Below are 24,485 nucleotides of genomic sequence, written 5' to 3' on the forward strand. Positions count from 1 at the left end.
TGAACAATAAATGGTTATCGGGTTTCTTTGCGTTTGTGGTTTGGAGAAATATTTCTTTGTATGTTTTAATTTTAGTCACTTGCTTTTTGTTTATCAAGGAGGTGCCTTTTGTAAATAAGATGAACATATATCATTTGGGCCAAACAAGAAAATCAATGTTAATCATTGAATACAAGCTTGAGAGCAATCAAGAGCTTTGTTCTTACGAGCTGAAGTCTGGAATTGAGTATTTTCTTCAGCTATTAGATATGGTAGGGCCGATCGGAAGCACATATGGAAATCTAGGATTTTGCTATTATTACCTTGGAGATCAAGAAAAAGCGATAAAAATGTATGATAAGGCAATCGAGCTTGATTCTGAGCGATATACTTATTGGATGGATTTAGGAATAATATCTTTTAATTCCAAGCTATACGATAAAGCTATTTCTTGTTTTGAGAAAGCTTTTGAGCTTATTCCAGGAGTGCCCTTTTATTATTTAACAATGGCGGAGGATTTTTCTTTGCCGGAATGGCAAAGCTATATATTAAATTCTATGCCAGAGGCAGTTATTCAGTCTGAAAAAGATGCTCAACTTGTTTGTTTGAGAATGGCTCAAAGTTACTACTATTTGGGGCAAATGGATAAAGCAAGAGAAGCTGTTACTAAGGGAATAATGATTGCTTCGAGTAAAAGAGGAAATTTAGATTATTTAGAGAATTTTAAGTATTTTGCTCAGTACGAAGGAAAAAAAGGTTTATTAGATAAGGACTTAACTGTGTTGTTGCATTTTGATTATACTTTAAATCGTGTTGAAGTTGTCATGAGAGCTTTAACAAAGGCTTCTGGTTATTCTTCTGTAAAATAATTCTTAATTCTTCGCAATTATTATATATATTGAAAATTTTTAATAGATATATATAATTATCTATATATAAATAAAATGCAAGTAAAAGACCATTCTTATAATAGTTTTTCAGAAGTTAACATTCCAGAAGAAACAGATTATATTGGTATCTATTTAACCAATCGGTGTTTTCTTTCTTGTTCCTATTGTATTATCAATATTTTTAATCCATATATCAACACAAAAGTTCATCCAGAGATGGAGACATCTGATTGGATTCGATCGTTAAATCGATTAAGATTGCCTGAAGGTGTTCCCTTGACTTTGCAGGGAGGGGAGCCATTTTTATCTAAAGGGATATGGGAAATTTTAGAGAATGTTCAGCAAAAAATGGATATTTTAACGGCGTTGCCACCAAGCGTTACGCCAGCTGCTTTCAAAGCGCTTAAAACACTTCAGTGGAATAAGCGCGATGCGCCATATCCAACAATTCGCGTTAGTTTTCATCAAGGACAAAATGATTATAAGGATTTAATTGACCGTATTAAAGAATTGCAGGAGATTTTAAGCATAGGATTGTTTCATATTGAACATCCTCAGTATCCTGAGTTAACAGAAGAAATTCGCAAATATGCAAAGAAACAAGGCATAGAATTTCGAACAAAAATTTTTTTAGGAACTTGGGAAGGTAAAACTTATGGATGCTATAAATACGAAGATGCCTGCGTTGGTCATCAGGTTGGTAAAAAAGTACAGTGTCGAAATACAGTTTTGCCTGTTGGTCCAAACGGGACAGTTTATCGATGTCATTCTGATTTATATGCAAACAGAAAAAATCTTGCCATTGGTTGCTTGACTGATCCCCATCTAAAAATAAAGCATGCTTATAGATCGTGTGTCAACTATGGGCTTTGTAGTCCATGTGACATAAAAATTAAAACAAACCATTTGCAGCAAGATGGCTACTGTTCTGTGGATATTAAATTCTAAAATGAAAAAGAAGAGACGTGTTTTAATTATTAAGACAGGATTTTCAGAATTTCTTGATCGAGGAGTTTCGACTACGGTTAGCCTTGGAGATGTTTTATTTTGCACTTCCGTTCTGCATCTTTATAAAGATGATGATGTTACATGGGTTGTTTCAGATCAAGCCAAAGGTCTTTTGGAGAACAATCCTTACATCAATAAGCTTTTGGTTTTCGATCCTTTTGTTCTCAAGAGTGTTTTAAACAAAAAATATGATGTTTTTATTAATTTAGAAAAAGATATTGGGATTTGTGCATTCTTAAAAGATATTCAGTCAAAAGAGAAATATGGATTTTATTTTGACGAGAAAGTATACGACATTGCGACATATAAAGATGCCACACGACTTCTTTTGTCTGGCCAAGAAAATCATAAAAACATTATTAATAATACAGCTGAAATTCTTTATCAAGTTGTTGGTGCAAAATGGGATGGGCAGGGACTTGTTTTATTTCCAGAGAAGAGAAAAGAGCCAGTTTATGATGTTGGGCTTAACTATTCTGTTGGGGTTAAGTGGCCAACCAAGTCTTGGTCAATGGGTCATTGGAAGATGTTGGAAAAGTTGTTAAAGAAGGATTTCTCTGTTAGTTGGCAAAAAGGTCATAAGAATATTAAATCTTATATTCAGTGGATTGATAGCTGTAAGGTAATCGTGACATCCGATTCTTTGGGGCAGATGATTGGACAGGCTTTAGGGAAGAAAGTGGTTACGCTCTTTGGGCCAACGAATCATCAGCGTATGATGGGAGTTCCGGGTATTCATGTGTTGCCTTCAAGGCTAAAGTGTCGTTATCGCCCATGTTATATGCCGTTTTGCAGAAATAAGCGATTTTGCATGGATGTTATTTTACCAAAAAATGTTGAGGTCATATGTCGAAGATTGCTAAAGAAATAAGAAATGTTTTAGTTACTGGTGGCGCTGGATATGTTGGGGCCGTTCTTGTTCCAAAACTTTTAAGCGCTGGATATCATGTGAAGGTTTTAGATCTTTATATGTACGGAGAAGATGTTTTGAGCGCTGTTAAAGGACATCCTAATCTTATCGAAATTAAAGGGGATATTCGAGATACGCTTCTTTTAGAAAAAGAAATGCCGCAAACGGATGCGATTATTCATCTTGCTTGTATTTCGAATGATCCAAGTTATGAACTTAATCCAGATTTATCGAAGACGATTAATTATGATGCATTTTTGCCACTTGTTGACATTTCAAAAAGAAACAATGTTAAGCGTTTCATTTTTGCATCAAGCTCAAGTGTTTATGGAGTCAAGGAAGATCCGAATGTCACAGAAGAGCTTTCTTTAGATCCTCTAACGGATTATTCAAAATATAAGGCATTATGCGAAGATTATCTTTTAAAGCAGCAAAGCGAGAATTTTACAACGCTTATCCTGAGGCCTGCAACCGTTTGTGGGTATTCACCAAGATTACGGTTAGACTTAACTGTTAATATTTTAACAACGCATGCAATTTGTAATAATAAAATTATTGTTTTCGGTGGAGATCAAAAAAGACCGAATATTCATATTGATGATATTTCTGATTTATATGTTGAGTCTTTAAGTTATCCAAAAGAAAAAATAGAAGGAAAGATTTTTAACTGCGGATATGAAAATCATACTGTTCTAGAAATTGCGAATATGGTCAAAAATGTTGTTGGCAGGGAAGATACGAAACTCGAGGTTCAGGATTCCAATGATAAACGGTCGTATAGCATTTCGTCTAAAAAAATAAAAAAAGAGCTAGGGTTTTCTCCTGAGCGAAATATTTCACAAGCTATTGAAGACTTAAAAAAAGCATTTGAAATCGGATTAATCAAAGATGCGTTGAACAATCCAATTTATTACAATATTAAAACAATGCTTTTGGCGAACATGAAATAATCTGATGAGCACTAATCCTTATAGTCATTTAAAAATTCTTTGGCATCTTGATAAACTTCAAGATTTAAAGAGTGGAAGAATAACATCTCCGATTTACATCAGAATAAAGCCAACGAATCGTTGTAATCATCGATGTTTTTATTGTAGTTATGCGGATAAAGAATTAAAACTGAGAGAGTCTGTTAAATCTTTTGATGAGATGCCCTGGAAGACTCTTAAAGGAGTTATTTTGGACTTAGCCAGTATGGGTGTTAAGGCTGTTACTTTTAGCGGAGGAGGAGAGCCTCTGTCCTATCCTTTTATAGAAGATGCTTTTCGGTTAGTTTTAAAAAAGAAAATAGAGCTGTCGCTTATTACTAACGGGCAGTTACTTTTGGGAAAGGTTGCTGATCTCTTGTGTTCAGCAAAATGGGTTAGAATTTCGATGGACAGTTGTGATCCTGAAGTTTTTGCACGGACTCGCGGGATTTCAAAAAAAAGCTTTGATATTATTGCATCAAATATTAAGAAATTTTCAAAGAAAAAGAATAAAAGCTGTGAGCTTGGTATTAATTTTGTTGTGACGCATGAGAATGCAAATCAGGTTTATGATATGGCAAAATTTGTAAAAGGGTTAGGCGTTAATCATATAAAATATACAGCTCGAATTACAAAGAATCTATTTCGTTATCATGCGCCGTTTAAAGATTCTGTTATTAAACAAATTCATAAAGCACAAAAATGTTTTGAAGGTTCTCGGTTTAAAATTATTAATAAGTATGAAGATGATTTTTCTCTTTCCATGAAACTTAAGAGAACATATTCTTTTTGTCCGATGGTACAGGTTTTAAGCGTTGTTGCGGCAGATTCAAAGGTTTATCTTTGCCATGACAAGGCCTATGTTCCTGGCGGGGCTATTGGTGATTTGAAGAAAAAAACGTTTAAAGAGATTTGGCTTTCTCCGAAAACAAAAAAGCTTTTTCAGTCTTTTGATCCAAAGAAAGAGTGTCGTCATCATTGTGTCTATGATGAGCGTAATATTTTTATTAATGAACTTATTGGAGATCCCGACGATCATATTAATTTTATTTGATTTGTAGATTAAAAGATATTTATGGCAGAAATTAATTTATTAAAGAATTATCCAGTAACAAAGCGAAATCTAGATGAACGCATTGACGTTAAAACGGAAGAAGTTTGTTTTGTAGCTCGTCAGTTCGGTAAAGATTTCTTTGATGGGGACAGAAAATACGGTTATGGAGGATATTCTTATCATCCAAGATTTTGGCAACCTGTGGTTCCTGATTTTCAAAAGCATTATGATCTTTCCGGCTCTAGTAGTATTTTAGACGTTGGATGTGGAAAAGGTTTTATGCTGTATGATTTTGTGCAGGCAATACCTGGAATTAAAGTCGAGGGCATCGACATTTCTTCGTATGCGATTCAAAACGCAAAGGAAGAAGTAAAGTCATTTCTGAAAGTTGCTAATGCTACAAGTTTGCCGTATGAGGATAATTCATTTGATTTGGTAGTTTCGATCAACACTGTTCATAACCTTGATTTGGAAGAATGTCAGAAAGCCATTTGCGAAATTCACAGGGTTTCAAAGAAAAATTGTTTTATAACGGTGGATGCATATCGGACTTCGGAAGAAAAAAAGAGAATGGATGCTTGGAATTTAACAGCTAAAACATATATGTCGGTTGATGAATGGAAGGAGTTTTTTAAGCAAGCTGGATATCAAGGGGATTATTTTTGGTTTATTCCATAAGGTAAGATTTTTAAAAAATTTAAGAAAATGAATCAGACAACAAGAAAAAAACTTTTTTTATCTATGTTGAAAATTCGTAGAGTTGAAGAGCAGGTAGTGTCTGTTTATGGGCAAAAACAGATGCGAACGCCAACGCATCTTTCGATTGGGCAAGAGGCGGTTGCATCTGGAGTGTGTGCAAATTTAACAAAAAAAGATCAAGTATTTGCTTCGCATCGATGTCATGCAGCGTTTTTGGCTCGAGGAGGATCTGTGGATCAGTTTTTTCTAGAGCTTTGTGGGCGAAAAAACGGAGTTAATCAAGGGCGGGGAGGGTCGGCTCATCTTTCAGATGCCTCAAAAGGATTTTTTTCTTCGCCTATTTTAGGTGGCATGGTTCCTGTTGCAACAGGGGCAGCTCTTTCTTTTAAGTTAAATAAAACAAAGAATGTTGCTGTTGTTTTTTCTGGCGACGCAGGGCTGGAAGAAGGTGTTTTTGCTGAGAGCGTTAATTTTGCTCTTCTTAAAAAGCTTCCTATTGTTTTTATTTGTGAAAACAATTTATACTCGACGAATACGCATATTCGTTATCGTCAGCCAAATTCTCCAATTTTCAAGAGAGTGACAGAGCTGCTTAAACCAAAACAAATTAATGGTAATGATGTTGAGAAGGTTTATGTTGATGCTAAAAAGGCTGTTGATTCTTGTCGGCGAGGAAAAGGACCTGTTTTCTTAGAATGTTTAACGTATCGCTTTCGAGAACATGTTGGACCTTTATATGATTATAATATCGGCTATCGCACAAAAAAAGAAGTGTTCGATTGGGAGAAAAGATGCCCTCTCTCATTATACAAAAGAAAAATATTGAAATTAAAAATTATGAGCAAGAAATCAGTTGAGTTGACGGATAAGAAAATAATGAATGAGGCTGAAAATTCATATGCAAAAGCTCTTAAAGGAAGTTGGCCGACTGAAAAAGATTTGATGACGGGAGTATATTAATTTATGTCTAGGCAGATTACATATGCCCAAGCTATTTCTGAGGCGACTGTTTTAGCAATGAAAAAAGATCCGAATGTTCTTGTTATGGGCTTAGGTGTTGATGATGTTAAAGGAATTTTTGGAACAACGCTTGAAGCGAGAAAAAAGTTTGGACTTAATCGGGTTATCGGAACGCCTGCAAGCGAGAATGCTATGACTGGAGTTGCTATAGGTGCAGCGTTAAATGGCAAACGACCTATTTTTGTGCATGCCCGCAATGACTTTATGTTTTTAGCTTTAGATCAAATTATAAATAACGCTGCAAAATGGAAATATGTTTATGGAAACGATTCAGTTGTGCCAATTGTTGTGCGTGGCATTATTGGAAAAGGGTGGGGGCAAGGGCCAACGCATTCTCAGAGCATCCAATCGGTGATGACGCATTTCCCGGGTATTTATGTTGCTATGCCAAGTACGCCTTATATTGCAAAAGGTATTTTAATGAAAAGCTTAGAATCGAAAGTTCCTGTGATCATTTTTGAACATCGCAGGTTGTATGATTTTAAACAATATGTGCCTGAAAAAAGATATACTGTTGATTTTGGAAAGGCAAAGATTTTTAAGAGAGGGAAAGACGTTACCGTTGTAGCGACATCGATCTTGGTTCATCAGGCGTTAAAAGCGGCTAAAATTGTTTCTGATTTTGGAATTAGCGTCGAGGTTGTTGATCCTGTTACAATCTCCCCCTTGGATGAAAAAACAATTATTGCTTCAGTTAAAAAGACTGGACGCTTGATTTGTGCAGACACCAGCTGGCTTCGCTGTGGTGTTGCTAGTGAGATATCAGCGGTTGTAGCTGAGAAGGCATTTTCATTTTTAAAGGCTCCCATTAAGCGTATCGCTTTGCCTGAATGCCCGTGCCCTGTATCGCGTCAACTAGAAGAGTTTTTTTACAAAGATTATCAAGATATTGTTTGTGCATGTTTTGAAATTGTAGGGAAAAAGAGGCCGAATAATTTATTTAAAGAAAAAGAAGAAGATCTTTTTTTAGGTCCTTATTAATTCATAACTCTTAAGGTATTCTGTGAAAAGCTTTAGAAATCAACTCTTTCATTTAAAACATGAAATTTTAACAGAATTACTGTATCGCATTCCTGGATTGCTGCCTCATCGCTATGTTTTCATTTTAACAAATTTATGCAATCTTAATTGTCCTTTTTGTTTTCAGAAAAAAACAAAATCTTTGCATGCGATGACAACTGAAGATTGGTTGAATTTAATTGCTCAGCTACCTAGCTATGCACGTGTAACATTGACAGGGGGGGAGCCTTTAATTTTTGATGGATTTGATCGAGTACTTGATCAGGTTGCATCACGATTTGATTGCAACATGATCACAAACGGCATTCTGCTAACAGAAGAAAAAATTGATCGCCTGCTTTCGTATTCTCGTTTTAAGATTTTGGCTATTTCTATTGATGATATCGGCAATCATTCAAGAGGGGTTTCTTTACCTCAATGGGATCATATGGAGAGAATGATTCAATATTTCAGGAAAGCAAGGAAAGAAAAGAAATCTAAATGTCTTTTGGATATTAAAACAATTATTCTTGATGAAAATGCGGATCAGCTTTTTGAAATTCATAAGTATTGTGTTGAAAAATTGCAATGTGATAATCATTCTATACAGTTTTTAAAAGGATCCTCTCTCCAGCACGCCGACGTTATGGCCAAGATGGAAGACATTTTTTTAGAAACAAGTGCTTCGGTTTATACGAAATTTGATGTTATTTTAGAGCAAATTGACAAGATTCGCTCTTATGCAAGAATGTCTAAGAAAAATGTTTTTTTACATCCTAAGGCTCTTGACTTGGCGAGCGATGATCCAGTTTCTAAGATTTGTTATTTGAATGAAGAAAAGCATATTAAAGATAAGTTTTGTTTGTGTCGATTTCCTTGGTCAAGTGTTCATATCAATTCTGATGGACATTTGTTTCCATGTATGGCAGTTTCTATGGGTAACGTTAAGGATGAAAAGCTAAAATTAATTATTCGATCAGAATCTTTTAAGAAATTTAGACAAATTATAAAGAAAGAAAAGACAGTAAATGGATGCAATCGATGTGGATGGCTGCGGCTTGTTTCTTAAAAAAAGGCGCGTATGAATAAAATTTTACCTAGGTTTTTTTCTATTCTAAATTACGACAATTTTCATGGAAAAGTTTTGTCGTTATTTGTATCGTTATTTCAAATGGCAGATATGTTTGTCAGGGCTCCATCAAGAAATTCGTTGTCTTTATTTAAGCTTGTTTTGAAGGTTAAGCCATTTTATTCTCAGCTTTCTGCGCGAAGACTTATAAATCTTTATTATCTTGCAAAAAAAGTAAATGATTTGGGAGTGCGTGGGGATGTGGTTGAGTGTGGTGTTTGGAACGGCGGGTCTGCTGCAATGTTGGCTAAGGGGTTAGAAATAGAAAATGAATTAACAACGAAAAAGATTTGGCTTTTTGATTCTTTCCAAGGACTGCCGAGTCCTACTGATAAGGATGATTCTAGAAATAATAAAAAGTATTTTGATGGTATCTGTACTGGTGATGAGAAGAAAGTTGAAGAAATCTTTTTAGAAATGAATATTTCTAGTAAAAGGATTGAGATTGTTAAAGGGTGGTTTAGCGAAACTTTTCCCAAAAATACAATCGAGAAAATAAGCTTGTTGCATATTGATACAGATTGGTACGACTCTATTAAAATTGTTTTAGAATATTTTTATCAAAAAGTTAGCCAGGGCGGGTTTATTGTTATTGATGATTATTATACGTTAAAGGGTTGTCAAGCTGCTGTAAATGATTTTTTAAAAGAAAATCAGCTTGAAGATAAGGTAAATATTATAAAAGTAGATTGGAACGGGGCTTATTTTTGCAAGTCGTAGAGATTGATGAAAGATTATGAAAAGAAATAGAAATATTATAGTTTTAGGATCGACAGGGTTTATTGGAAAAGTAATCTTTGACCATCTTTTAAAAGTTTTTAAAAAAGAAAATGTGATTGGTTTTTCATCTAAGAGCTGTGACTTACTTAAAATATCTACTGTTAAAAAGAAGTTGTCAGGTTTAAAGAAGAACGACATTTTAATTATTGCTTCATCAATAGCAAGAGCTTCAGAAAATAGTCTCGATTCGATGCAAAGAAATATCTTGATGGTTGAAAATATTACAAAAATACTTAATCAAAAGCCTGTGGCGCAAGTGATATATTTAAGCAGCGTTGATGTTTACGGTGTTAAGAAAAAAGATAAAAATGATACGCAATTAAGAAAGAAAGTGATCGATGAAAACAGTTCGTTATTTATTGATGATTATTATAGCATGGGAAAAATAATCAGTGAGTTCTTGCTTAAGAATCAATCTTTGGCTTCTCGATTTGTTTTGACTGTTTTGCGATTTCCTGGTGTCTATGGTTTAAGTGATAAACAAAAAAGCTTAGTCGGTCTCTTTGCCAAGAAGATTTTAGGTGAGGGGTTTCTAGAAATTGAGGGTAAGGGCCAGATTTTGAGAAATTATGTTTGCGTAGAAGATGTGGCTCAAATTGTTGAAAAGTGTATTAAGCAAAAAGAACAGGGTATTTTTAATATTGTTTCAGAAAAAAGCTTGTCTATTTTGGCTATCGCAAAAATTTTAAAGAAATCATTAAGCCCAAAGGCAAAAATTAAATTTAAAGATATAACATCCTCATCTAGAGAAAGAAATCGGGATATTCTTTTTAATAATAAAAGACTGATATCTGCATTTAAGAAAAATGCTGTTCGCACGATGGAATCTGGAATCAAAGAATATGCCTTGAGTTATAAAAATGAATGCTAGGCCTTTTACTTATAGGAAGAGAACACATTGTGCAGTTTGCGCTGAGAAACTCGAGAATTCATTAATTGATTTTCTTGCTTTGCCTGTTTTGACAGGGGTTTTTTCTAAGGAGAAATTCGAAGTTCGCGACTCTGGAATGGATCAGAGTTTTTATTTGTGCCCCAAGTGTGGTCATGGCCAGCTTTCAACAATTATTGATCCTAATTTTTTATATAATCAAGATTATGGATTTCAAACATCTTTGAGTCAGACAGCAACAAATGAATTAGAAAAATTTGTTAATTTCTTAGAGAAATTATCTCCCGATTGTGTTTTTAATAAAGTTGTAGATATTGGATGCAATGATCTGTATTTGCTCAAACGTCTTAAAAACAAAGCAAAAAGTTTTTGCGGCGTTGATATGATGAAGAATTTTGCAGATAGGCAAAAAAGAGTAGAAGGCTTGGCTGTAGATCTTGTTGAAAAAAAAGCAGAGGATCTTAAACTGAGTGATTTTAAGAGCGAAGCTCCTGATCTTATCGTTGCTACACACATGATTGAACATGCACAAGAGCCTAGAGAAGTTCTTTGCAATTTGATGAATTGTGCATCTGAAGATGCTTTATTTGTTTTTGAATTTCCTTGTTTGGAGGAGATGACAAAAGCGTATCGTTTTGATCGCATTTTTCATCAACACTTGCAATATTTCTCCTTAGAATCTTTTAAGAATCTTTTAATTCTTGTTGGGGCTGAATATATTGATCATTGTTACAATCCTTCGCACTGGGGTTCATTGATGGTTGCTTTTCGCAAAGGAAGAAAGACTTCTTTAATCGATATAATCGCGGATCATGGAGATACAGAAAAAGAGATAAAAGAGAAATATTTTATTTTTAAGAGAGAGATGAAAAAAACATCCTGTGAAATCGAGGCCAAGGAAAAGAAATCCATTGTTGGATACGGAGCAACCAACATGCTTCCAATTTTGTTTTATCATTTAGGTATTAACGACAATGTCCTTGATTTAGTTTTTGACGATGATATTATGAAAAATAATCTTTATTTCCAGGGATTGGGAGTGCGTATTTCGAATGTAAGCCAACTTGATCAGTTATGCAGTAAAACTTTTCTGATAACAGCCTTAGATCATGTTGATGTTATTGTGAAGAAGCTTTTAAATCTTTCTGCAGATAAAATTATTATACCGTTACAAAATTTACCTTAAAGGAGCCTAAAGTGGATCTAGGACTAAATAATAAAATAGCGTTAATCACAGGATCTGGCAGGGGTATAGGGAAAGCTGTTGCTTTGGGTCTTGCAAAAGAAGGATGTAAAATTATTGTTGTTTCTCGAACAAAGAGTGAACTTAACCAAGTTCTTAAGGATGCTGGAGGAAAGAGTAAAGGGCATCTTGCAATTGTTCGAGATTTAACAAAAAAAGGATCTCCCCAGAAACTTATATCGTTGTTGAAATCAAAAATTGGGTTGCCTGATATCGTTGTTCATAATTTAGGCGGCGCATTAGATACTCGAGATCCTTTTTGTTCTATGGAAGATTTTAATAAGATTTATCGACTTAATTTTGAGATTGCTGTTGAGCTTAATCTCGATTTTCTTCCTGCTATGCAAAAAAATAAGTGGGGAAGAATTATCCATGTTTCTTCAATCGCAGGGGCTGAGAATCAGGGGCCAATTCCTTATTGTTGTGCAAAAGCAGCTTTGAATGCATATGTGCGTAGCATGGGAGGCATTGTCGGACGTGACAATGTTGTTCTTTCTTCTATTTTGCCAGGAGCTGTTTTTACGGAAAAAGGATACTGGGATCAGCAACGCAAGATAAATCCAAAACATGTAAAGAAATTTATCGAAGAGCGCCAGCGTATAGGACGCTTTGGGAGCCCAAAAGAAATAGCTGACATGATTGTTTTTTTAAGCTCAGAACTTGCTTCTTTTAATACGGGAAGTATTATTCCTGTTGATGGATCTCAGGGAAGAGGATATTTTGGGTAATAATATTATCAATAAAGATCTTAGGAAAAGAATTATAGAGATTGTTTACAATGCTCAAGAAGGGCATATTACGAGCTCATTTTCGATTATTGATATTCTTGCCTATCTTTATGAAAATATTTTAAAATTTGATAATAAAAAACCGCTATGGGAAGATAGAGATTATTTTATTTTAAGCAAAGGGCATGGTTGCGTAGCGCTATATGTTATTTTGCAAAAATATGGATTTATAACAGAAGACGATTTAAGACAAATTAGTTCTAAGAATGGTATCTTGGGGGGACATCCTGATATTACTAAAGTGCCTGGTGTTGAAGCATCTACAGGATCTTTAGGCCATGGTATCGGAACGGCGCTAGGCGTAGCATTGGGCTTGAGAATTCGATCTAGAGATAATAAGGTTATTGCTCTTATTGGAGACGGGGAAAGCAATGAAGGAACCGTTTGGGAGTGTGCTCTTGTTGGGGCAAATTTAAATCTTGGCAACTTATGTTGCATTGTTGATAATAATGGTTCTGCTGCGCAAGTTTTACCTGTTCCAGATATGCAAAAGAAATGGGATGCTTTTGGCTGGGAAACTTATGTGATTAATGGTCATTCTCAGGACGATATTCAAAATGTTTTTGGAAAAATAAAGTTTGAACATAATACGAAGCCTAAAGTCATTATTGCTAATACTCTTAAGGGAAAAGGTGTTAGTTTTATGGAGGGTCATGGGAGCTGGCATGCTAGGATTCCTAGCGCTGATGAATTTAAGGATGCACTTAAGGAGTTAGCTGATGACTAATCTAAGAAATGATTTTTCTAAGGTTATTCATCAAATTGGTCTTAAAGATCCTAATTTGGTTGTTTTGGTTGGAGACATTAGTCATTATCGTCTTCAAGGTTTTGCAAAGGATTGCCCAGGACGATATTACAATATTGGCATATGCGAACCAACCATTGTTAATATGGCAGCAGGCTTGTCGAAGGTAGGTTTTTATCCCGTTGTTCATACGATTGCTCCTTTTATTGTTGAAAGATCATTTGAACAAATTAAGATTGATTTTTGCTATCAAAAGTTGGGCGGCAACATCATTACTGTCGGAAGTGCATTTGACTATGCATATTTAGGCTGCACACATCATTGTTACAATGATTTTGCCTTACTTTCAACTTTACCAAACATTGAACTTGTTTATCCTGCAAGTTATGAAGAGTTTGATTTGCTTTTTCAGCAAACATACAATAATAAATTCTTGACTTATTTTCGTGCGTCTATGTATGGGCATGAGCTTTCTTTTAAAAGCGATGATATTAAGATTGGAAAGGCTGTCCAAGTTCAGGAAGGAAAAGATCTGACCCTTGTAGCTGTAGGTACGCAATTGCAATCTGCTAAGAAAGCAAGCGATGCTTTAAAAGCGCAGGGCATAAATGTTGATTTGATTTATATTCATACCGTTAAACCTCTAGATTCGCAAATGATAAAAAAGAGTATAGAAAAGACTAAAAAATGTTTAGTTGTCGAAGAGCATGGAATTTATGGAGGCGTTTACGATGCTGTGCTTCGATTGTCTTTAGGAATTGATGGCTTAAGATGCTTTTCGATTTCAATTCCAAATGATTTTATAAGAGACTATGGAACATATCAGGATTTTTGCAAGAAATTAGGTTTGTGTGAAGAAGGGATTCTTAAGAAAATTAAAGAAGAGGTTTTAGCGTGAAAAAATATTTCTCTATTATTGTTCCAGCTTTTAATGAAGAAAAATTAATTGCAGATTCAATCAATTCTTTAGTTGATAATTTCGAATCTACAAATACAAATTATGAGATTTTAGTCTTTAACGATGGTAGCACTGATCGAACAGGTAAGATTATAGATAGCTTTGCTCGGGCGAATAAAAATATTAAAGCCATTCACCGAAAAGTGAACCGTGGAATTGGGGCTAGTACTCGAGAGGCTATAAAGATAGCTAATGGTGACTGTATCGGATGGTTTCCAGGAGACAATAGCATTACCAAGGAATCATATCGAGAAATAATTATCTTTGCAAAATCTATGAGAGAAGATGTATTAATTACGTATTCTAAGAATAATCGTAAGCGACCTTTTTTGAGGCGCAACTTATCCTCGATATATACAGCTTTGTTAAATCTTTTGTTTGGGTTAAAATTAAAATATTACAATGGCGCTTCTATTCTTCCTGTTAATGTTGTTAGGCGTTTTAGTCTTCAGGCGGATTGTCATGACACGTTTGCTGAAGTTGTTGTTTTGACTATAAAATCTGGATATTCTTATGCGCAGTTTCCATTTGTTCATAAACCTGGAACAGATAAAACATCAAAAGCAATTTCGCTTAAGAATATTTTTAATATAGCAAAAACAATCTGCGTTCTTGTTAAGACAATTTATTTTAAACATTAAAATAGGTAGAAAATAAGAGTAATTTGTTCTGAATCTTATTGTTTATTATTTTCTTAGAGATAATAAGAAAGGAACGAACTGCTCTCTGTAGCTTGTTTTTTTTGATGCTTTTAGAATGTTGGTGCATCTTGACGCTATTTTACGTTTATTGGTAGCTACTGATCTTGTTACTGAAAAGCTTGCCGTGAATGAAGCCAGACAATATTAAGAAGGTATTTCCTGTGAAAAAAAAATTCTTTTCTTTTTTAAAATTTTTAGTACCACTTTCTTTATTAGCAGTTTTTTTATGGCCTATTCTTTCAGGAAAAAAGATTATTTCAAATGATACATATGGTCAGTTTGCGATTATAAAGTTTTTTTTGGCAAATATAAATTCAGGAGTTTTTCCTTTGTGGAATCCTATTGCCATGTGGGGTTGTCCTTTTTTTGTTGAGAATTGTTATTTTAGCGCCTACAATCCGATCTGGTTATTTATTTTAGTTCTTAACAAGATAGGAATAAATTATTATTTTTCTTTTTTAATTGTTTGGATTTTATATTATTGCTCTGGAATATTTGCTTTTTATCTTTTTTCTAAAATATTTTTTCGAAGCTCATTTTTAGGTTACATTTCTTTTTTACTTCTTCTTTTTTCTACGCTTAGTTTATTTTTCTTTTTTCATGCAAATTATATCTTTATTTATATTCCATCAATTTGGTTCTTTTATTTTTATATTCGTTTTTTAAATAGGCCGAGTTGTCCGGTGTTTATGGGATTAATTTTTTGTTTGATGATTATCGCGACAACATATTTGCCGGCTTATTGGATAATGTTTTTCTTTGTTGTTTTTGTTCTTAGTTTAATTATATTTTTTAGGTCCTTTAAAAAATCGGTTCTTGATACTGCAAAATTTATTAGAAGTCACTTTGTTTTTGTTTTATTTTGTATTTTTCTTCTTGGAGTTGCTTGCCTGCCGCCACTTAAAACATATTTAGCATCTTCAGAAAAACAGGTTATTTTTCACGAGAGACATATGAGCAAACCTGAAGAAGCCCTAGTTAAAGGAGCTAAGATCGATATCGAAAAATTAATGGGAACATCTTTTGAACCAAGCTGCTTCTTGACGAAAATATTTCCTAAGAAAAAGAATCTAGTAAATTATAATAGTGAGAATTTTTATATTCCAATTTTTGCATACATATTGTTAGGCCTTGGACTTCTTACGCCAATTACGAGGAGAAACTTGTTTCTTGGATTTTTATCGATGGTGTTTTTCTTTATTATGATCGGACCATTTTCCCCTCTTTATCAATTTATGTTTACGCATCTTATTTTTTTAAAGGTTATTCATGGAGTTTCTCTTTTTCATGTGGCATTATTAATTTCTCTTATATTATTAGCTGTAGAAAACTTTAGATTAATTTTAAAGCAAAAATATTTCTTTTACGAAGGCGATTCTGTTTTTGTGACGGTTTTAGTTCACGGATGTTTTGGTTTGCTCCTTTTTATGCAGGGAACTCTTTTTGTGACTTCGTATGTTACTGTTTTTTTAAGCTGTCTTTTTTTTATTTCTGTTTTCTTAAAGAATACTTTTTTAAAGAAATTTCGAATTGTTATTTTATTTTTATGTATTCTTCTGCAGCCTATGGCTATTTTTACAAATTTTACAAAGTTTACTGATGATCCAATCTCAAAATCGAAAAGAAGCGTTGATGTTCCATTGTGCGAGCTTAAGTTTTCATATGAAAGACCTAGGATTGAAGAAGGAGGGCCTCGCGTAGATGAATACAGTCAGTATTTTAATTCTTTGATTGATATGTCCGAATATCCGAAAGTACTTTTATTCGGCGCAGGAATGCCTGCTCAGGGTTCGTATTTTTTATCGACAAGCGTTTCTCCTGAATTGTTGGCTGATTACCTTAAGTATCGATTTTTTCTTTATGATTTTGTTGAAGTGATTAAAGGTAACAGTCTTAACCTTAAAGATGCCGAAATGATTTTTAAGAAAAAGGTAAATTTGGCGTTAGTTTCATTGGATTCAGATTATTCTCTGGATTCGAGTGAGCTTTTGCCTTTTCTATCCAGGGATGAAAGAGTTTTAAGCTCAGCTTTATTTATTGATAAAGGTTCGGATAAATTTGAAGTCGTATATTTTGACGCGAATACAATAAAAATTAGAACAGATTTTGAAGAAAGAAAATTCCTAGTTTATAACGACAGTTATCTTCCTGACTGGCATGTTTTTGTTAACGGGGAAGAAAAGGAAGTTTTTCGTTCTAATATAGCTTTTAAAGGTGTGGTGTTGCCTGCAGGGAAAAATTTTGTTGAATTTAAGTATATGTTTTTAGGAGATTCACGCGCGCACTTGATGATTCTGACTATGTTTAGCGTATTTTTTCTTGTGCTAATTTTTTCTTTATGGAATTTATCTAAAAAAAAGAAATAAGCTTATGAGTATTTTTATAAAATTAAAAGAAGTTTTTGTTAGATCAAAATTTATTTTTTCGAAGTTTTGGATTGTTTTCCTGTTTTTTTTAATTCTTTTTTACTCTTTTGTTAACAACAAAACTAATTTTTATGAGATTAATGATTTAATTGATAAGGTACACATAGAGGAAGAAATAGGTTTTTATATTTCTGAAGGAACGGAGATCGAGTCAGAAAGATTGCAAAAAGCTATTTGGTTCTATGATCTTTTAGGTGAGGCTATTGGTTTTGACGAATATGTTCTTGGCAATATTGCAGCATGTTATTTTTGCCTTGGTGATTATAAAGACTCTATTAAATTTTACGATAAGGCAATTGCGATCAATCCTCGTTTGTATACTTTTTATTTCGACAAGGCTATTGTTAATATGCGTTTGCAAGAATATGAAAAGTCTCTTGAGTTGTTTGGCATGGCTTTTCGCCAAATACCTGCTACTTTTAAATATTATTTTGATTTCTTTAAAGATATAGCAAAAGAGAGGCGAGAACGTTTTCGCTTAGAAGGGAGACTCTGGACTCCCGAAAAGGTTAATTCTCTTTTAAGTGATGATTTTTATTTTATTGAAGAAAGGATAAAGGAAGATTTAGTTCTAATGGTTAAAGAATTAAACAAAATCGCGCTATCATCAAATGGTAATTCAAAATTGCAATTAGAGGCTGGAGAATTAAAGGATCGAATTGAGTTGTATCAAAGGACCACAGGGGCAGCTTTCTTGAATGCAGAGAGCAGATTAGAGCATGACAGCAACAGTCAAGGTGCTGGGATTGTCCATTTTAATTTCCAGAATTTTAGAACCATGCTCATGATGGCATCATTGATTGATTCTAGGATTTAATAAAATATTTTTAATGAAATTTTAATTATATAGATTATTTTCTTTTAAGCATTTATTAGTGAAATAATTCACAGTTAGTAATAATTCTGTAATTATGTAAGTTCTTTATCTGCAACATCTAACATCATCTCATAAGATAATATAATAATTACTTGAAATATTTACTTGACAAGTTTATATTTGATGCTATATTAGTGAAATAATTCACTTAAATATTGGGAGGTTTGATGGATTTACCCGCTAATACAATTGAAAGAATCACAAAAATATATGGATATCTTGACGCATTAGCAGAGAGAGAAGTGGATTTTGTTTCTTCGAAAGAATTGGCTGAGGCTGTGGGCACAACGGATCATACAATTCGAAAAGATGTTAGCCTTTTAAAAATTACAGGTTACACCAGAAAAGGGTATTGTGTTCGATCTTTAAAGGGCGAGCTAGCTAAAAAGCTCGAGCTTGATAAAGAGCGAAAGGCCTGTATTGTTGGTTTAGGCAGGCTTGGAACAGCGCTCTTAGACTATGAAAAGGCTAAACAGGATGGATTTAAGATTGTGGCAGGATTTGATTGCAGCATTAATAAGCTTGAGAGGATTCGTGCTTCGATTGATGTATTTTCGATGAGTGAGCTTGAAAACATCATTAAAGGCCGCAATATCGATCTTGGCATTATTACAGTGCCCGCTAAAGCTGCTCAAGAGGTAGCTGATCAGTTGATTGCAGCTGGAATAAAAGGAATTCTTAATTTTTCTCCAGCAAAGATTGTTGTGCCAAAGAATATTATTTATGTGGATATGGATTTTACAAATGCTTTGCGTTTTATGGCAGTAAAGTTTATTACTAAAAAGGAAGCCCCGCGCCCTTGAGAATCAGGGCTGGGGTAAATTCGCACAAATAACTTAACGCTCCATCGTAGTCGCGTAAGTTATGTGCTCATTTAAGAAAGTGGAGGATTGAAATGGCAAGAGTATACAATTTTAGTGCAGGACCAGCAACGTTACCAGAGGAAGTTTTAAAGAAAGCCGCAAGCGAAATGCTTGATTACAATGGATGCGGTATGTCTGTTATGGAAATGTCGCATCGAGGAAAAGAGTTTCAGAAGATTTTCGATACTGCTGAAGCGACTTTGCGAGAAATTATGGCAATCCCTGAAAATTATAAAGTTTTGTTTTTGCAGGGTGGGGCGTCTATGCAATTTGCTGCTGTTCCGCTAAATTTAATGACTAAGAATAAAAAAGCAGATTATGTTCACACTGGCCAATGGACGAAAAAAGCAATTGCTGAAGCTAAGAAATTAGGCACGGTTAACGTGGTAGCCAGCTCTGAGGACAAGAATTTTTCTTATATTCCAGAGCTTGATTCTAAAACATTTTCGAAAGATGCAGATTATTTTTATATTGTGACTAACAATACTATTTATGGAACATGTTATAAAAATATTCCTGAAACAGGTAATGTGCCGATTATTGCGGATATGTCGTCTAATATTTTGTCAGAACCAATTGATGTGAAGAAATTTGGTGTTATTTTTGCGGGTGCGCAAAAGAATATTGGTCCTGCAGGCCTGACTCTTGTAATTATTCGTGAGGATTTAATCGGTAATGCTGCAGAGAATATACCAACATTACTTGATTATAAGGTGCAGGCGGATAATGGTTCTATGGCCAATACGCCACCTTGTTATGCTATTTATATGGCAGGGTTAGTTTTTGATTGGATTAAAAAACAAGGTGGATTGATTACAATGAAGAAAATTAATGAGGAAAAAGCAGCAATTCTTTATGATTTTATTGACCAGTCAAAACTTTTTAGTTGTCCAGTAGAAAAGACAAGCCGATCATTGATGAATGTTCCGTTTGTTACGGGAGATGATGAATTAGATACTAAATTTATCTCGGAGGCAACCAAAAGAGGGCTTAAGGCCCTTAAGGGGCATCGTAGTGTAGGCGGCATGCGTGCAAGTATTTATAACGCAATGCCGATTCAAGGTGTTAAGGCGTTAGCTGAGTTTATGAAGGAATTTGAAACGGCAAATAAATAAGTTTATTAATTTTTAAAATTAAGAGAGGTTTAACATGTATAAAATAAAAACACTTAATAAGATTTCAGCAGAAGGATTAGCTGGTCTTCCTTTAGATCAATATGAAATCGGAACAGAGATTGCACAGCCAGATGCAATTATTCTTCGAAGTTTTAAAATGCATGATATGGAGCTTCCCGATTCTTTGTTGGCCGTAGGCCGCGCAGGAGCAGGAGTTAATAATATTCCAATTGAAAAATGTTCTGAAAAAGGAATTGTTGTTTTTAATACGCCAGGAGCGAATGCTAACGCGGTTAAAGAGCTTGTTATTGTAGGCATGCTTTTAGCTTCTCGAGATATTGTTTCGGGCATTGTCTTTGCTCAGAGCTTGAAAGGAAAAGGAGGGCAGGTTCCTGCGTTAATCGAGGAAGGTAAAAAGAATTTTGCTGGGCAAGAAATTGCCGGCAAGACGTTAGGTGTTGTCGGTCTTGGTAAAATTGGCGTTATGGTCGCTAATGCAGCGCTTGATTTAGGCATGAATGTCATTGGATACGATCCTTTTATTTCGGTTGAATCTGCTTGGGGGTTATCAAGAGATGTTCAGAGGGCCGATGGGCTTGATGCGCTTATTGCGAATAGTGATTATATTTCTTTGCACACACCTTTAAGCAATGAAACTAAAGGCATGATTAGCGAAGAGAAATTTCTTCGAATGAAGAAAAATGTTCGTATTCTTAATTTTTCTCGCGGAGGTATTGTGAATAATGATGACTTAAAAACAGCGATTGAAAAAGGTATTGTTGCTCGTTATGTGACAGATTTTCCAGATGACGAGCTTTTAAATATGGATAAAGTTATTGCGATTCCGCACCTTGGAGCATCAACGGCAGAGGCTGAGGGCAACTGTGCAACGATGATCGTTAAGCAATTACGTGATTTTATTGAAACAGGAAAGATTAAGAATTCTGTGAATTTTCCAAATTGCAAGCTTGAGCAAGGCTCAGATTATCGGCTTGTGATTATGAATAAAAATATTCCTAATATGGTCGGACAGATTTCTTCGATTTTGGCTAAAGCTAATATTAACATTACTGAAATGTTGAACAAAAGCAAAGGTGATTATGCTTGTAATATTATTGACATTTCTGATGAGCCGAACGAAAAGCTTATCAAGTCGCTTTATGGTGTTCAGGGTGTTATCAAGGTTAGAGCGATTAATTTAAAGAAATAAAGGACTCCCATGAGTCAGAACCAGGTTATCGTTATTGGCGCTGGACCCGCTGGCATGATGTCTGCTATTTCTGCTAGTCAGTTTGGCGCCAATGTTATTTTGGTTGAAAAAAATGCCGTATTAGGCCGCAAGCTTCTTTTTACCGGCAAAGGTCGATGTAATCTTACCAATAGATGTTCCTTTGATGAATTTCTAGAACGTTTTTCTAAAAATAATGGTCAATTTTTGCGTGATGCATTTAAGGTTTTATTTAATGAAGAGCTTATTGAATTCTTTGAAAAACGCGGTCTCCAGATGAAAACAGAACGTCAGCAGAGAGTTTTTCCTGAAACAGATAAATCAAGTAGTGTCGTACGAGTTTTGTCTGAGGAGCTTCGAAAGAAGAATATAAAAATTCGTTTTAGCACGATTGTTAAGAATATTTGGATTAACGGAAAAGGATGTGTTGCAGGTGTTGCCTTGTCTGATGGCAAGAAGATTGAGTCAAGTAAAGTTATTTTGGCAACGGGTGGAGCGTCGTATCAATTTACTGGGTCTACGGGCGAGGGCTTTAAATTTGCTGAAAGATTAGGGCATAAGATTGTTCCTTTGCGGCCGGGCTTGGTTGCTCTTGAGACAACGCAAAAAGAAATAAAAGCATTGTCAGGAGTTACACTTAGAAATATTAGGATTTATTTTGTTTCTGGAAAAAAAGAAATTGCCTCTTCTGTTGGGGAGCTTTTGTTTACAGAATTTGGGGTTTCTGGGCCTATTATTTTATCAATGAGCGGCATTGTTGTTGATTGGATTCAAGAAGGGCGCAAGGTTTTTGTTGAGGTTGATTTTAAGCCAGCACTTGCTTTTGAGCAACTGGATGCACGTTTTTTAAAGAATTTTAAGGATTCTCCCAAAAAAAACATTAAAAATGTTTTAAAAGATTTTTTGCCTCAGCGGTTGATTGATATTTTTCTTGAGAAGAGCAATATTTTGCCAGACAAGAGAGCTAATCAGATCACTCCCAAAGAACGTGAAAAGCTTATTTTGCTTTTTAAGCGCTTTCCCATAGAAATTAAAGAAAGTCTTCCGATGGAAGAAGCAATGGTTACCCGTGGAGGGATTTCGCTTAAAGATATTAATCCTCGTACAATGGAGTCTAAAAGAGTAAAAGGGCTTTATTTTGCTGGCGAAATCATTGATGTGGACGGTGATACAGGTGGATTTAACCTGCAAGCGGCATTTTCAACTGGATATTTGGCTGGTAAATCTGCAGCTATTTCCTAAGCATATTGGATGTTTAATAAAAAAAGATTTTATGTTAAGATGCCTTCTAGTGTCTAAATAATTTAATTTTAATTTTGTAAAAAAAAAGGGGGGGGTATGATGAGAAAATTCTTTTCATTCATTATTGCAATATTTTTTTGTTTAAGCGTTCAGAATGTTTTTGCGCATCCACCGGTTCGCGTTGATATTTCTTATGATGCACCAACAAAAACAGTGACAGCTGTGATTGTTCATCCTGTTGCAGATCCAAAAACGCATTATATCGAAAAAGTGGATGTTTCTGTTAATGGGAAAGAGATTATGGATGAGAAATTTACATCTCAGCAGAATGCAAATTCTGACACTGTAACATATAAGCTCAAAGATGTTAAGCCTGGAGATGTTGTTGGGATTGAAGGGTATTGTAATATTTTTGGGAAAAAAGAAAGTACAATTACAATAAAATGAAAGACAAAATAATCTTTAGCATTTTACGTGTTTCGCTAGGGGTAGTTTTTTTAGTTTTTGGTATCGGAAAGTTTACCGGAGATTATTGGGCTAGAAGCATGGAGGCTATGAGTATCGTTCAAGCGATGCCATGGAGTTCGCAATATTCTGTTTGGGCTTTTGGTGTCGTTGAGATTCTAACATCGGTACTTTTAATTTTTGGTTTTTTTGTGCGTTTTGCAGCTGTTTTAGCGGCACTTCAGCTTTTATTAATTTTGATTGTTTTACAGTTTCAGGAAGTTCGAGATGTTGGACTTTTGGGCATGGCAATATTTTTAGCTTTTTATGAAAAGAAATAGAAAGAGGTAGACGCATGGCGACAGATCCAATTTGTGGAATGCAGGCAGATGAAAAAACCTCTCCCAAAATTTTTTATGAGAATAGGGAATATTTCTTTTGCAGTCAACGGTGTGCTAAGAAATTTATACAAGAACACCATCTTTCTGAGGGGCAGATTATTGTTCCTGAAAAGAAAACGAGGTCTTTCTTAAAAAACAAAACTGTTGTTGTTTCTTTTGTTCTTGCTTTGATGATTGCCCTCTCATTTATTCTTCCTATTCTAGAGCCTTTCCGAAAATCTTTTGGGATGTATTTTAAAACCATTTGGTGGGCGGTTTTAATTGGGCTTTTGATAGGAGGGGTGATCGATTATTTTATTCCTAGAGAATATATTTCTTCAGCGCTTTCGACATCAAAAAGACAATCTATTATTCGAGCAGTTATTTTAGGATTCTTTATGAGTGTTTGTAGCCATGGAATTTTGGCTTTATCTATTCAGCTTCATAAAAAAGGTGCCTCAACGCCATCAGTGGTTGCTTTTCTTTTGGCTAGTCCTTGGGCGAATTTACCTTTAACAATTATGCTTATTGGATTCTTTGGTTTGGCGCAAGCATTGTATATTATCCTTGTTGCGATCTTTATTGCGATTGTGACAGGGTTTATTTTTCAGTTTCTAGAATCTAAGGGATTGGTTGAGAAAAATATAAATAGCGTTGAGCTAGCAAGTGATTTTTCGATCACCAAAGATATGAAGAAGCGATTTAAAGAGTATCAATGGAGCACAAAGCAGCTTAAAGAAGATGTAAAAGGTATTTATAGAGGAGCTGTTTCGTTGTCTAACATGGTTTTATGGTGGATTCTGATCGGAATGGGAATGGCTAGTTTAGCAGGGGCCTATATTCCCGAAGGATTTTTTTATCAATATATGGGGCCGACTGTTTTAGGGTTGTTTGTTACGCTTGCGGTTGCAACCGTTTTAGAGGTTTGTTCTGAAGGTACGGCTCCGTTAGCATTTGAAATTTTTAGACAAACCGGAGCGTTGGGCAATAGCTTTGTATTTTTAATGGCGGGTGTTGCCACTGATTATACTGAAATTGGATTACTATGGCATAATGTTGGACGCAAAACCGCGATTTGGCTTCCGGTTGTGACAGTTCCTCAAATTATTGTTTTTGGTATTCTCGCCAATATAATTTTTTAAAATTGAAA

General features: G+C 34.7%; 25 protein-coding genes. All 25 read left to right on the top strand.

The annotated features are described in order from the left end of the window. Window positions 1–119: 119 nt before the first annotated feature. The 25 genes from PHY73_02150 (at window position 120) to PHY73_02270 (ending at window position 24,477) form a co-directional block, all read left to right on the top strand. Complete coding sequence (locus tag PHY73_02150; protein ID MDD3374507.1) at window positions 120–848, top strand: tetratricopeptide repeat protein; 729 nt, start codon at window positions 120–122, stop codon at window positions 846–848. Between the two features lie 75 nt (window positions 849–923). Next, window positions 924–1,817 carry a radical SAM protein gene (locus tag PHY73_02155; protein ID MDD3374508.1) on the top strand — a complete coding sequence of 298 codons (894 nt, stop codon included), beginning with the start codon at window positions 924–926 and terminating at the stop codon, window positions 1,815–1,817. A gap of 1 nt (window position 1,818) precedes the next feature. Beyond that, complete coding sequence (locus PHY73_02160) at window positions 1,819–2,748, top strand: glycosyltransferase family 9 protein (GenBank protein ID MDD3374509.1); 930 nt, start codon at window positions 1,819–1,821, stop codon at window positions 2,746–2,748. Next, the gene (locus PHY73_02165) at window positions 2,733–3,737 is read left to right on the top strand and encodes an SDR family oxidoreductase (GenBank protein MDD3374510.1); all 1,005 of its coding nucleotides are present in this window, start codon (window positions 2,733–2,735) and stop codon (window positions 3,735–3,737) included. The genes PHY73_02160 and PHY73_02165 overlap by 16 nt, the downstream gene beginning before the upstream one ends. Before the next feature lie 4 nt (window positions 3,738–3,741). Then, window positions 3,742–4,809, top strand: a complete 1,068-nt coding sequence (locus PHY73_02170; protein MDD3374511.1) for a radical SAM protein — start codon at window positions 3,742–3,744, stop codon at window positions 4,807–4,809. Window positions 4,810–4,830: 21 nt separating this feature from the next. Continuing rightward, the gene (locus PHY73_02175) at window positions 4,831–5,487 is read left to right on the top strand and encodes a class I SAM-dependent methyltransferase (GenBank protein ID MDD3374512.1); all 657 of its coding nucleotides are present in this window, start codon (window positions 4,831–4,833) and stop codon (window positions 5,485–5,487) included. 27 nt (window positions 5,488–5,514) lie between these two features. Then, the gene (locus PHY73_02180) at window positions 5,515–6,468 is read left to right on the top strand and encodes a thiamine pyrophosphate-dependent dehydrogenase E1 component subunit alpha (GenBank protein MDD3374513.1); all 954 of its coding nucleotides are present in this window, start codon (window positions 5,515–5,517) and stop codon (window positions 6,466–6,468) included. 3 nt (window positions 6,469–6,471) lie between these two features. Further along, entirely contained in the window at window positions 6,472–7,509 is a 1,038-nt protein-coding gene (locus tag PHY73_02185) for a transketolase C-terminal domain-containing protein (GenBank protein MDD3374514.1), read from the top strand. Window positions 7,510–7,531: 22 nt separating this feature from the next. Beyond that, entirely contained in the window at window positions 7,532–8,596 is a 1,065-nt protein-coding gene (locus PHY73_02190; protein MDD3374515.1) for a radical SAM protein, read from the top strand. A 12-nt stretch (window positions 8,597–8,608) separates the two neighbouring features. Further along, window positions 8,609–9,376 carry a macrocin O-methyltransferase gene (locus tag PHY73_02195; GenBank protein ID MDD3374516.1) on the top strand — a complete coding sequence of 256 codons (768 nt, stop codon included), beginning with the start codon at window positions 8,609–8,611 and terminating at the stop codon, window positions 9,374–9,376. A gap of 16 nt (window positions 9,377–9,392) precedes the next feature. After that, the gene (locus tag PHY73_02200; protein ID MDD3374517.1) at window positions 9,393–10,307 is read left to right on the top strand and encodes an NAD(P)-dependent oxidoreductase; all 915 of its coding nucleotides are present in this window, start codon (window positions 9,393–9,395) and stop codon (window positions 10,305–10,307) included. Next, window positions 10,297–11,511: a class I SAM-dependent methyltransferase gene (locus PHY73_02205; GenBank protein MDD3374518.1), complete on the top strand. Its 1,215-nt coding sequence runs from the start codon at window positions 10,297–10,299 to the stop codon at window positions 11,509–11,511. The genes PHY73_02200 and PHY73_02205 overlap by 11 nt, the downstream gene beginning before the upstream one ends. An 11-nt stretch (window positions 11,512–11,522) precedes the next feature. Beyond that, window positions 11,523–12,296 (top strand): SDR family NAD(P)-dependent oxidoreductase, encoded by a 774-nt coding sequence (locus tag PHY73_02210; GenBank protein ID MDD3374519.1) that lies wholly within the window; start codon window positions 11,523–11,525, stop codon window positions 12,294–12,296. Beyond that, window positions 12,265–13,083 (top strand): transketolase, encoded by an 819-nt coding sequence (locus PHY73_02215; protein MDD3374520.1) that lies wholly within the window; start codon window positions 12,265–12,267, stop codon window positions 13,081–13,083. The genes PHY73_02210 and PHY73_02215 overlap by 32 nt, the downstream gene beginning before the upstream one ends. Further along, entirely contained in the window at window positions 13,076–13,999 is a 924-nt protein-coding gene (locus tag PHY73_02220) for a transketolase C-terminal domain-containing protein (protein MDD3374521.1), read from the top strand. Before PHY73_02215 ends, PHY73_02220 begins: the two co-directional genes overlap by 8 nt. Then, window positions 13,996–14,700 (top strand): glycosyltransferase family 2 protein, encoded by a 705-nt coding sequence (locus tag PHY73_02225; protein MDD3374522.1) that lies wholly within the window; start codon window positions 13,996–13,998, stop codon window positions 14,698–14,700. The genes PHY73_02220 and PHY73_02225 overlap by 4 nt, the downstream gene beginning before the upstream one ends. A 221-nt stretch (window positions 14,701–14,921) precedes the next feature. After that, window positions 14,922–17,126 carry a hypothetical protein gene (locus PHY73_02230; protein ID MDD3374523.1) on the top strand — a complete coding sequence of 735 codons (2,205 nt, stop codon included), beginning with the start codon at window positions 14,922–14,924 and terminating at the stop codon, window positions 17,124–17,126. A 4-nt stretch (window positions 17,127–17,130) separates the two neighbouring features. Beyond that, complete coding sequence (locus PHY73_02235) at window positions 17,131–18,003, top strand: tetratricopeptide repeat protein (GenBank protein ID MDD3374524.1); 873 nt, start codon at window positions 17,131–17,133, stop codon at window positions 18,001–18,003. Between the two features lie 227 nt (window positions 18,004–18,230). After that, window positions 18,231–18,866, top strand: coding sequence for a redox-sensing transcriptional repressor Rex (locus PHY73_02240; GenBank protein MDD3374525.1), 636 nt, complete (start codon window positions 18,231–18,233; stop codon window positions 18,864–18,866). A 92-nt stretch (window positions 18,867–18,958) separates the two neighbouring features. Further along, on the top strand, window positions 18,959–20,041 hold the full coding sequence (gene serC / locus PHY73_02245; protein MDD3374526.1) for a 3-phosphoserine/phosphohydroxythreonine transaminase: 1,083 nt from the start codon (window positions 18,959–18,961) through the stop codon (window positions 20,039–20,041). 34 nt (window positions 20,042–20,075) lie between these two features. Beyond that, window positions 20,076–21,251 (top strand): phosphoglycerate dehydrogenase, encoded by a 1,176-nt coding sequence (locus PHY73_02250; GenBank protein ID MDD3374527.1) that lies wholly within the window; start codon window positions 20,076–20,078, stop codon window positions 21,249–21,251. A 9-nt stretch (window positions 21,252–21,260) separates the two neighbouring features. Beyond that, complete coding sequence (locus tag PHY73_02255; protein ID MDD3374528.1) at window positions 21,261–22,511, top strand: NAD(P)/FAD-dependent oxidoreductase; 1,251 nt, start codon at window positions 21,261–21,263, stop codon at window positions 22,509–22,511. A gap of 96 nt (window positions 22,512–22,607) precedes the next feature. Further along, window positions 22,608–22,958, top strand: a complete 351-nt coding sequence (locus PHY73_02260; protein ID MDD3374529.1) for a hypothetical protein — start codon at window positions 22,608–22,610, stop codon at window positions 22,956–22,958. Then, window positions 22,955–23,296: a DoxX family protein gene (locus PHY73_02265; protein MDD3374530.1), complete on the top strand. Its 342-nt coding sequence runs from the start codon at window positions 22,955–22,957 to the stop codon at window positions 23,294–23,296. The genes PHY73_02260 and PHY73_02265 overlap by 4 nt, the downstream gene beginning before the upstream one ends. A gap of 14 nt (window positions 23,297–23,310) precedes the next feature. Beyond that, window positions 23,311–24,477, top strand: coding sequence for a permease (locus PHY73_02270; protein MDD3374531.1), 1,167 nt, complete (start codon window positions 23,311–23,313; stop codon window positions 24,475–24,477). Window positions 24,478–24,485 lie beyond the last annotated feature (8 nt).

The sequence above is a fragment of the Candidatus Omnitrophota bacterium genome (assembly GCA_028693815.1).
Taxonomy (GTDB): Bacteria; Omnitrophota; Gorgyraeia; order Zapsychrales; family Aceulaceae; genus Aceula.

Bases quoted from the DNA above. Each gene is read 5' to 3' on its own strand.
- PHY73_02150 (MDD3374507.1), top strand. From the start codon at position 120: ATGAACATATATCATTTGGGCCAAACAAGAAAATCAATGTTAATCATT.
- PHY73_02155 (MDD3374508.1), top strand. From the start codon at position 924: ATGCAAGTAAAAGACCATTCTTATAATAGTTTTTCAGAAGTTAACATT.
- PHY73_02160 (MDD3374509.1), top strand. From the start codon at position 1,819: ATGAAAAAGAAGAGACGTGTTTTAATTATTAAGACAGGATTTTCAGAA.
- PHY73_02170 (MDD3374511.1), top strand. From the start codon at position 3,742: ATGAGCACTAATCCTTATAGTCATTTAAAAATTCTTTGGCATCTTGAT.
- PHY73_02175 (MDD3374512.1), top strand. From the start codon at position 4,831: ATGGCAGAAATTAATTTATTAAAGAATTATCCAGTAACAAAGCGAAAT.
- PHY73_02180 (MDD3374513.1), top strand. From the start codon at position 5,515: ATGAATCAGACAACAAGAAAAAAACTTTTTTTATCTATGTTGAAAATT.
- PHY73_02185 (MDD3374514.1), top strand. From the start codon at position 6,472: ATGTCTAGGCAGATTACATATGCCCAAGCTATTTCTGAGGCGACTGTT.
- PHY73_02195 (MDD3374516.1), top strand. From the start codon at position 8,609: ATGAATAAAATTTTACCTAGGTTTTTTTCTATTCTAAATTACGACAAT.
- PHY73_02200 (MDD3374517.1), top strand. From the start codon at position 9,393: ATGAAAAGAAATAGAAATATTATAGTTTTAGGATCGACAGGGTTTATT.
- PHY73_02205 (MDD3374518.1), top strand. From the start codon at position 10,297: ATGAATGCTAGGCCTTTTACTTATAGGAAGAGAACACATTGTGCAGTT.
- PHY73_02215 (MDD3374520.1), top strand. From the start codon at position 12,265: ATGGATCTCAGGGAAGAGGATATTTTGGGTAATAATATTATCAATAAA.
- PHY73_02220 (MDD3374521.1), top strand. From the start codon at position 13,076: ATGACTAATCTAAGAAATGATTTTTCTAAGGTTATTCATCAAATTGGT.
- PHY73_02235 (MDD3374524.1), top strand. From the start codon at position 17,131: ATGAGTATTTTTATAAAATTAAAAGAAGTTTTTGTTAGATCAAAATTT.
- PHY73_02240 (MDD3374525.1), top strand. From the start codon at position 18,231: ATGGATTTACCCGCTAATACAATTGAAAGAATCACAAAAATATATGGA.
- serC (MDD3374526.1), top strand. From the start codon at position 18,959: ATGGCAAGAGTATACAATTTTAGTGCAGGACCAGCAACGTTACCAGAG.
- PHY73_02250 (MDD3374527.1), top strand. From the start codon at position 20,076: ATGTATAAAATAAAAACACTTAATAAGATTTCAGCAGAAGGATTAGCT.
- PHY73_02255 (MDD3374528.1), top strand. From the start codon at position 21,261: ATGAGTCAGAACCAGGTTATCGTTATTGGCGCTGGACCCGCTGGCATG.
- PHY73_02260 (MDD3374529.1), top strand. From the start codon at position 22,608: ATGATGAGAAAATTCTTTTCATTCATTATTGCAATATTTTTTTGTTTA.
- PHY73_02265 (MDD3374530.1), top strand. From the start codon at position 22,955: ATGAAAGACAAAATAATCTTTAGCATTTTACGTGTTTCGCTAGGGGTA.
- PHY73_02270 (MDD3374531.1), top strand. From the start codon at position 23,311: ATGGCGACAGATCCAATTTGTGGAATGCAGGCAGATGAAAAAACCTCT.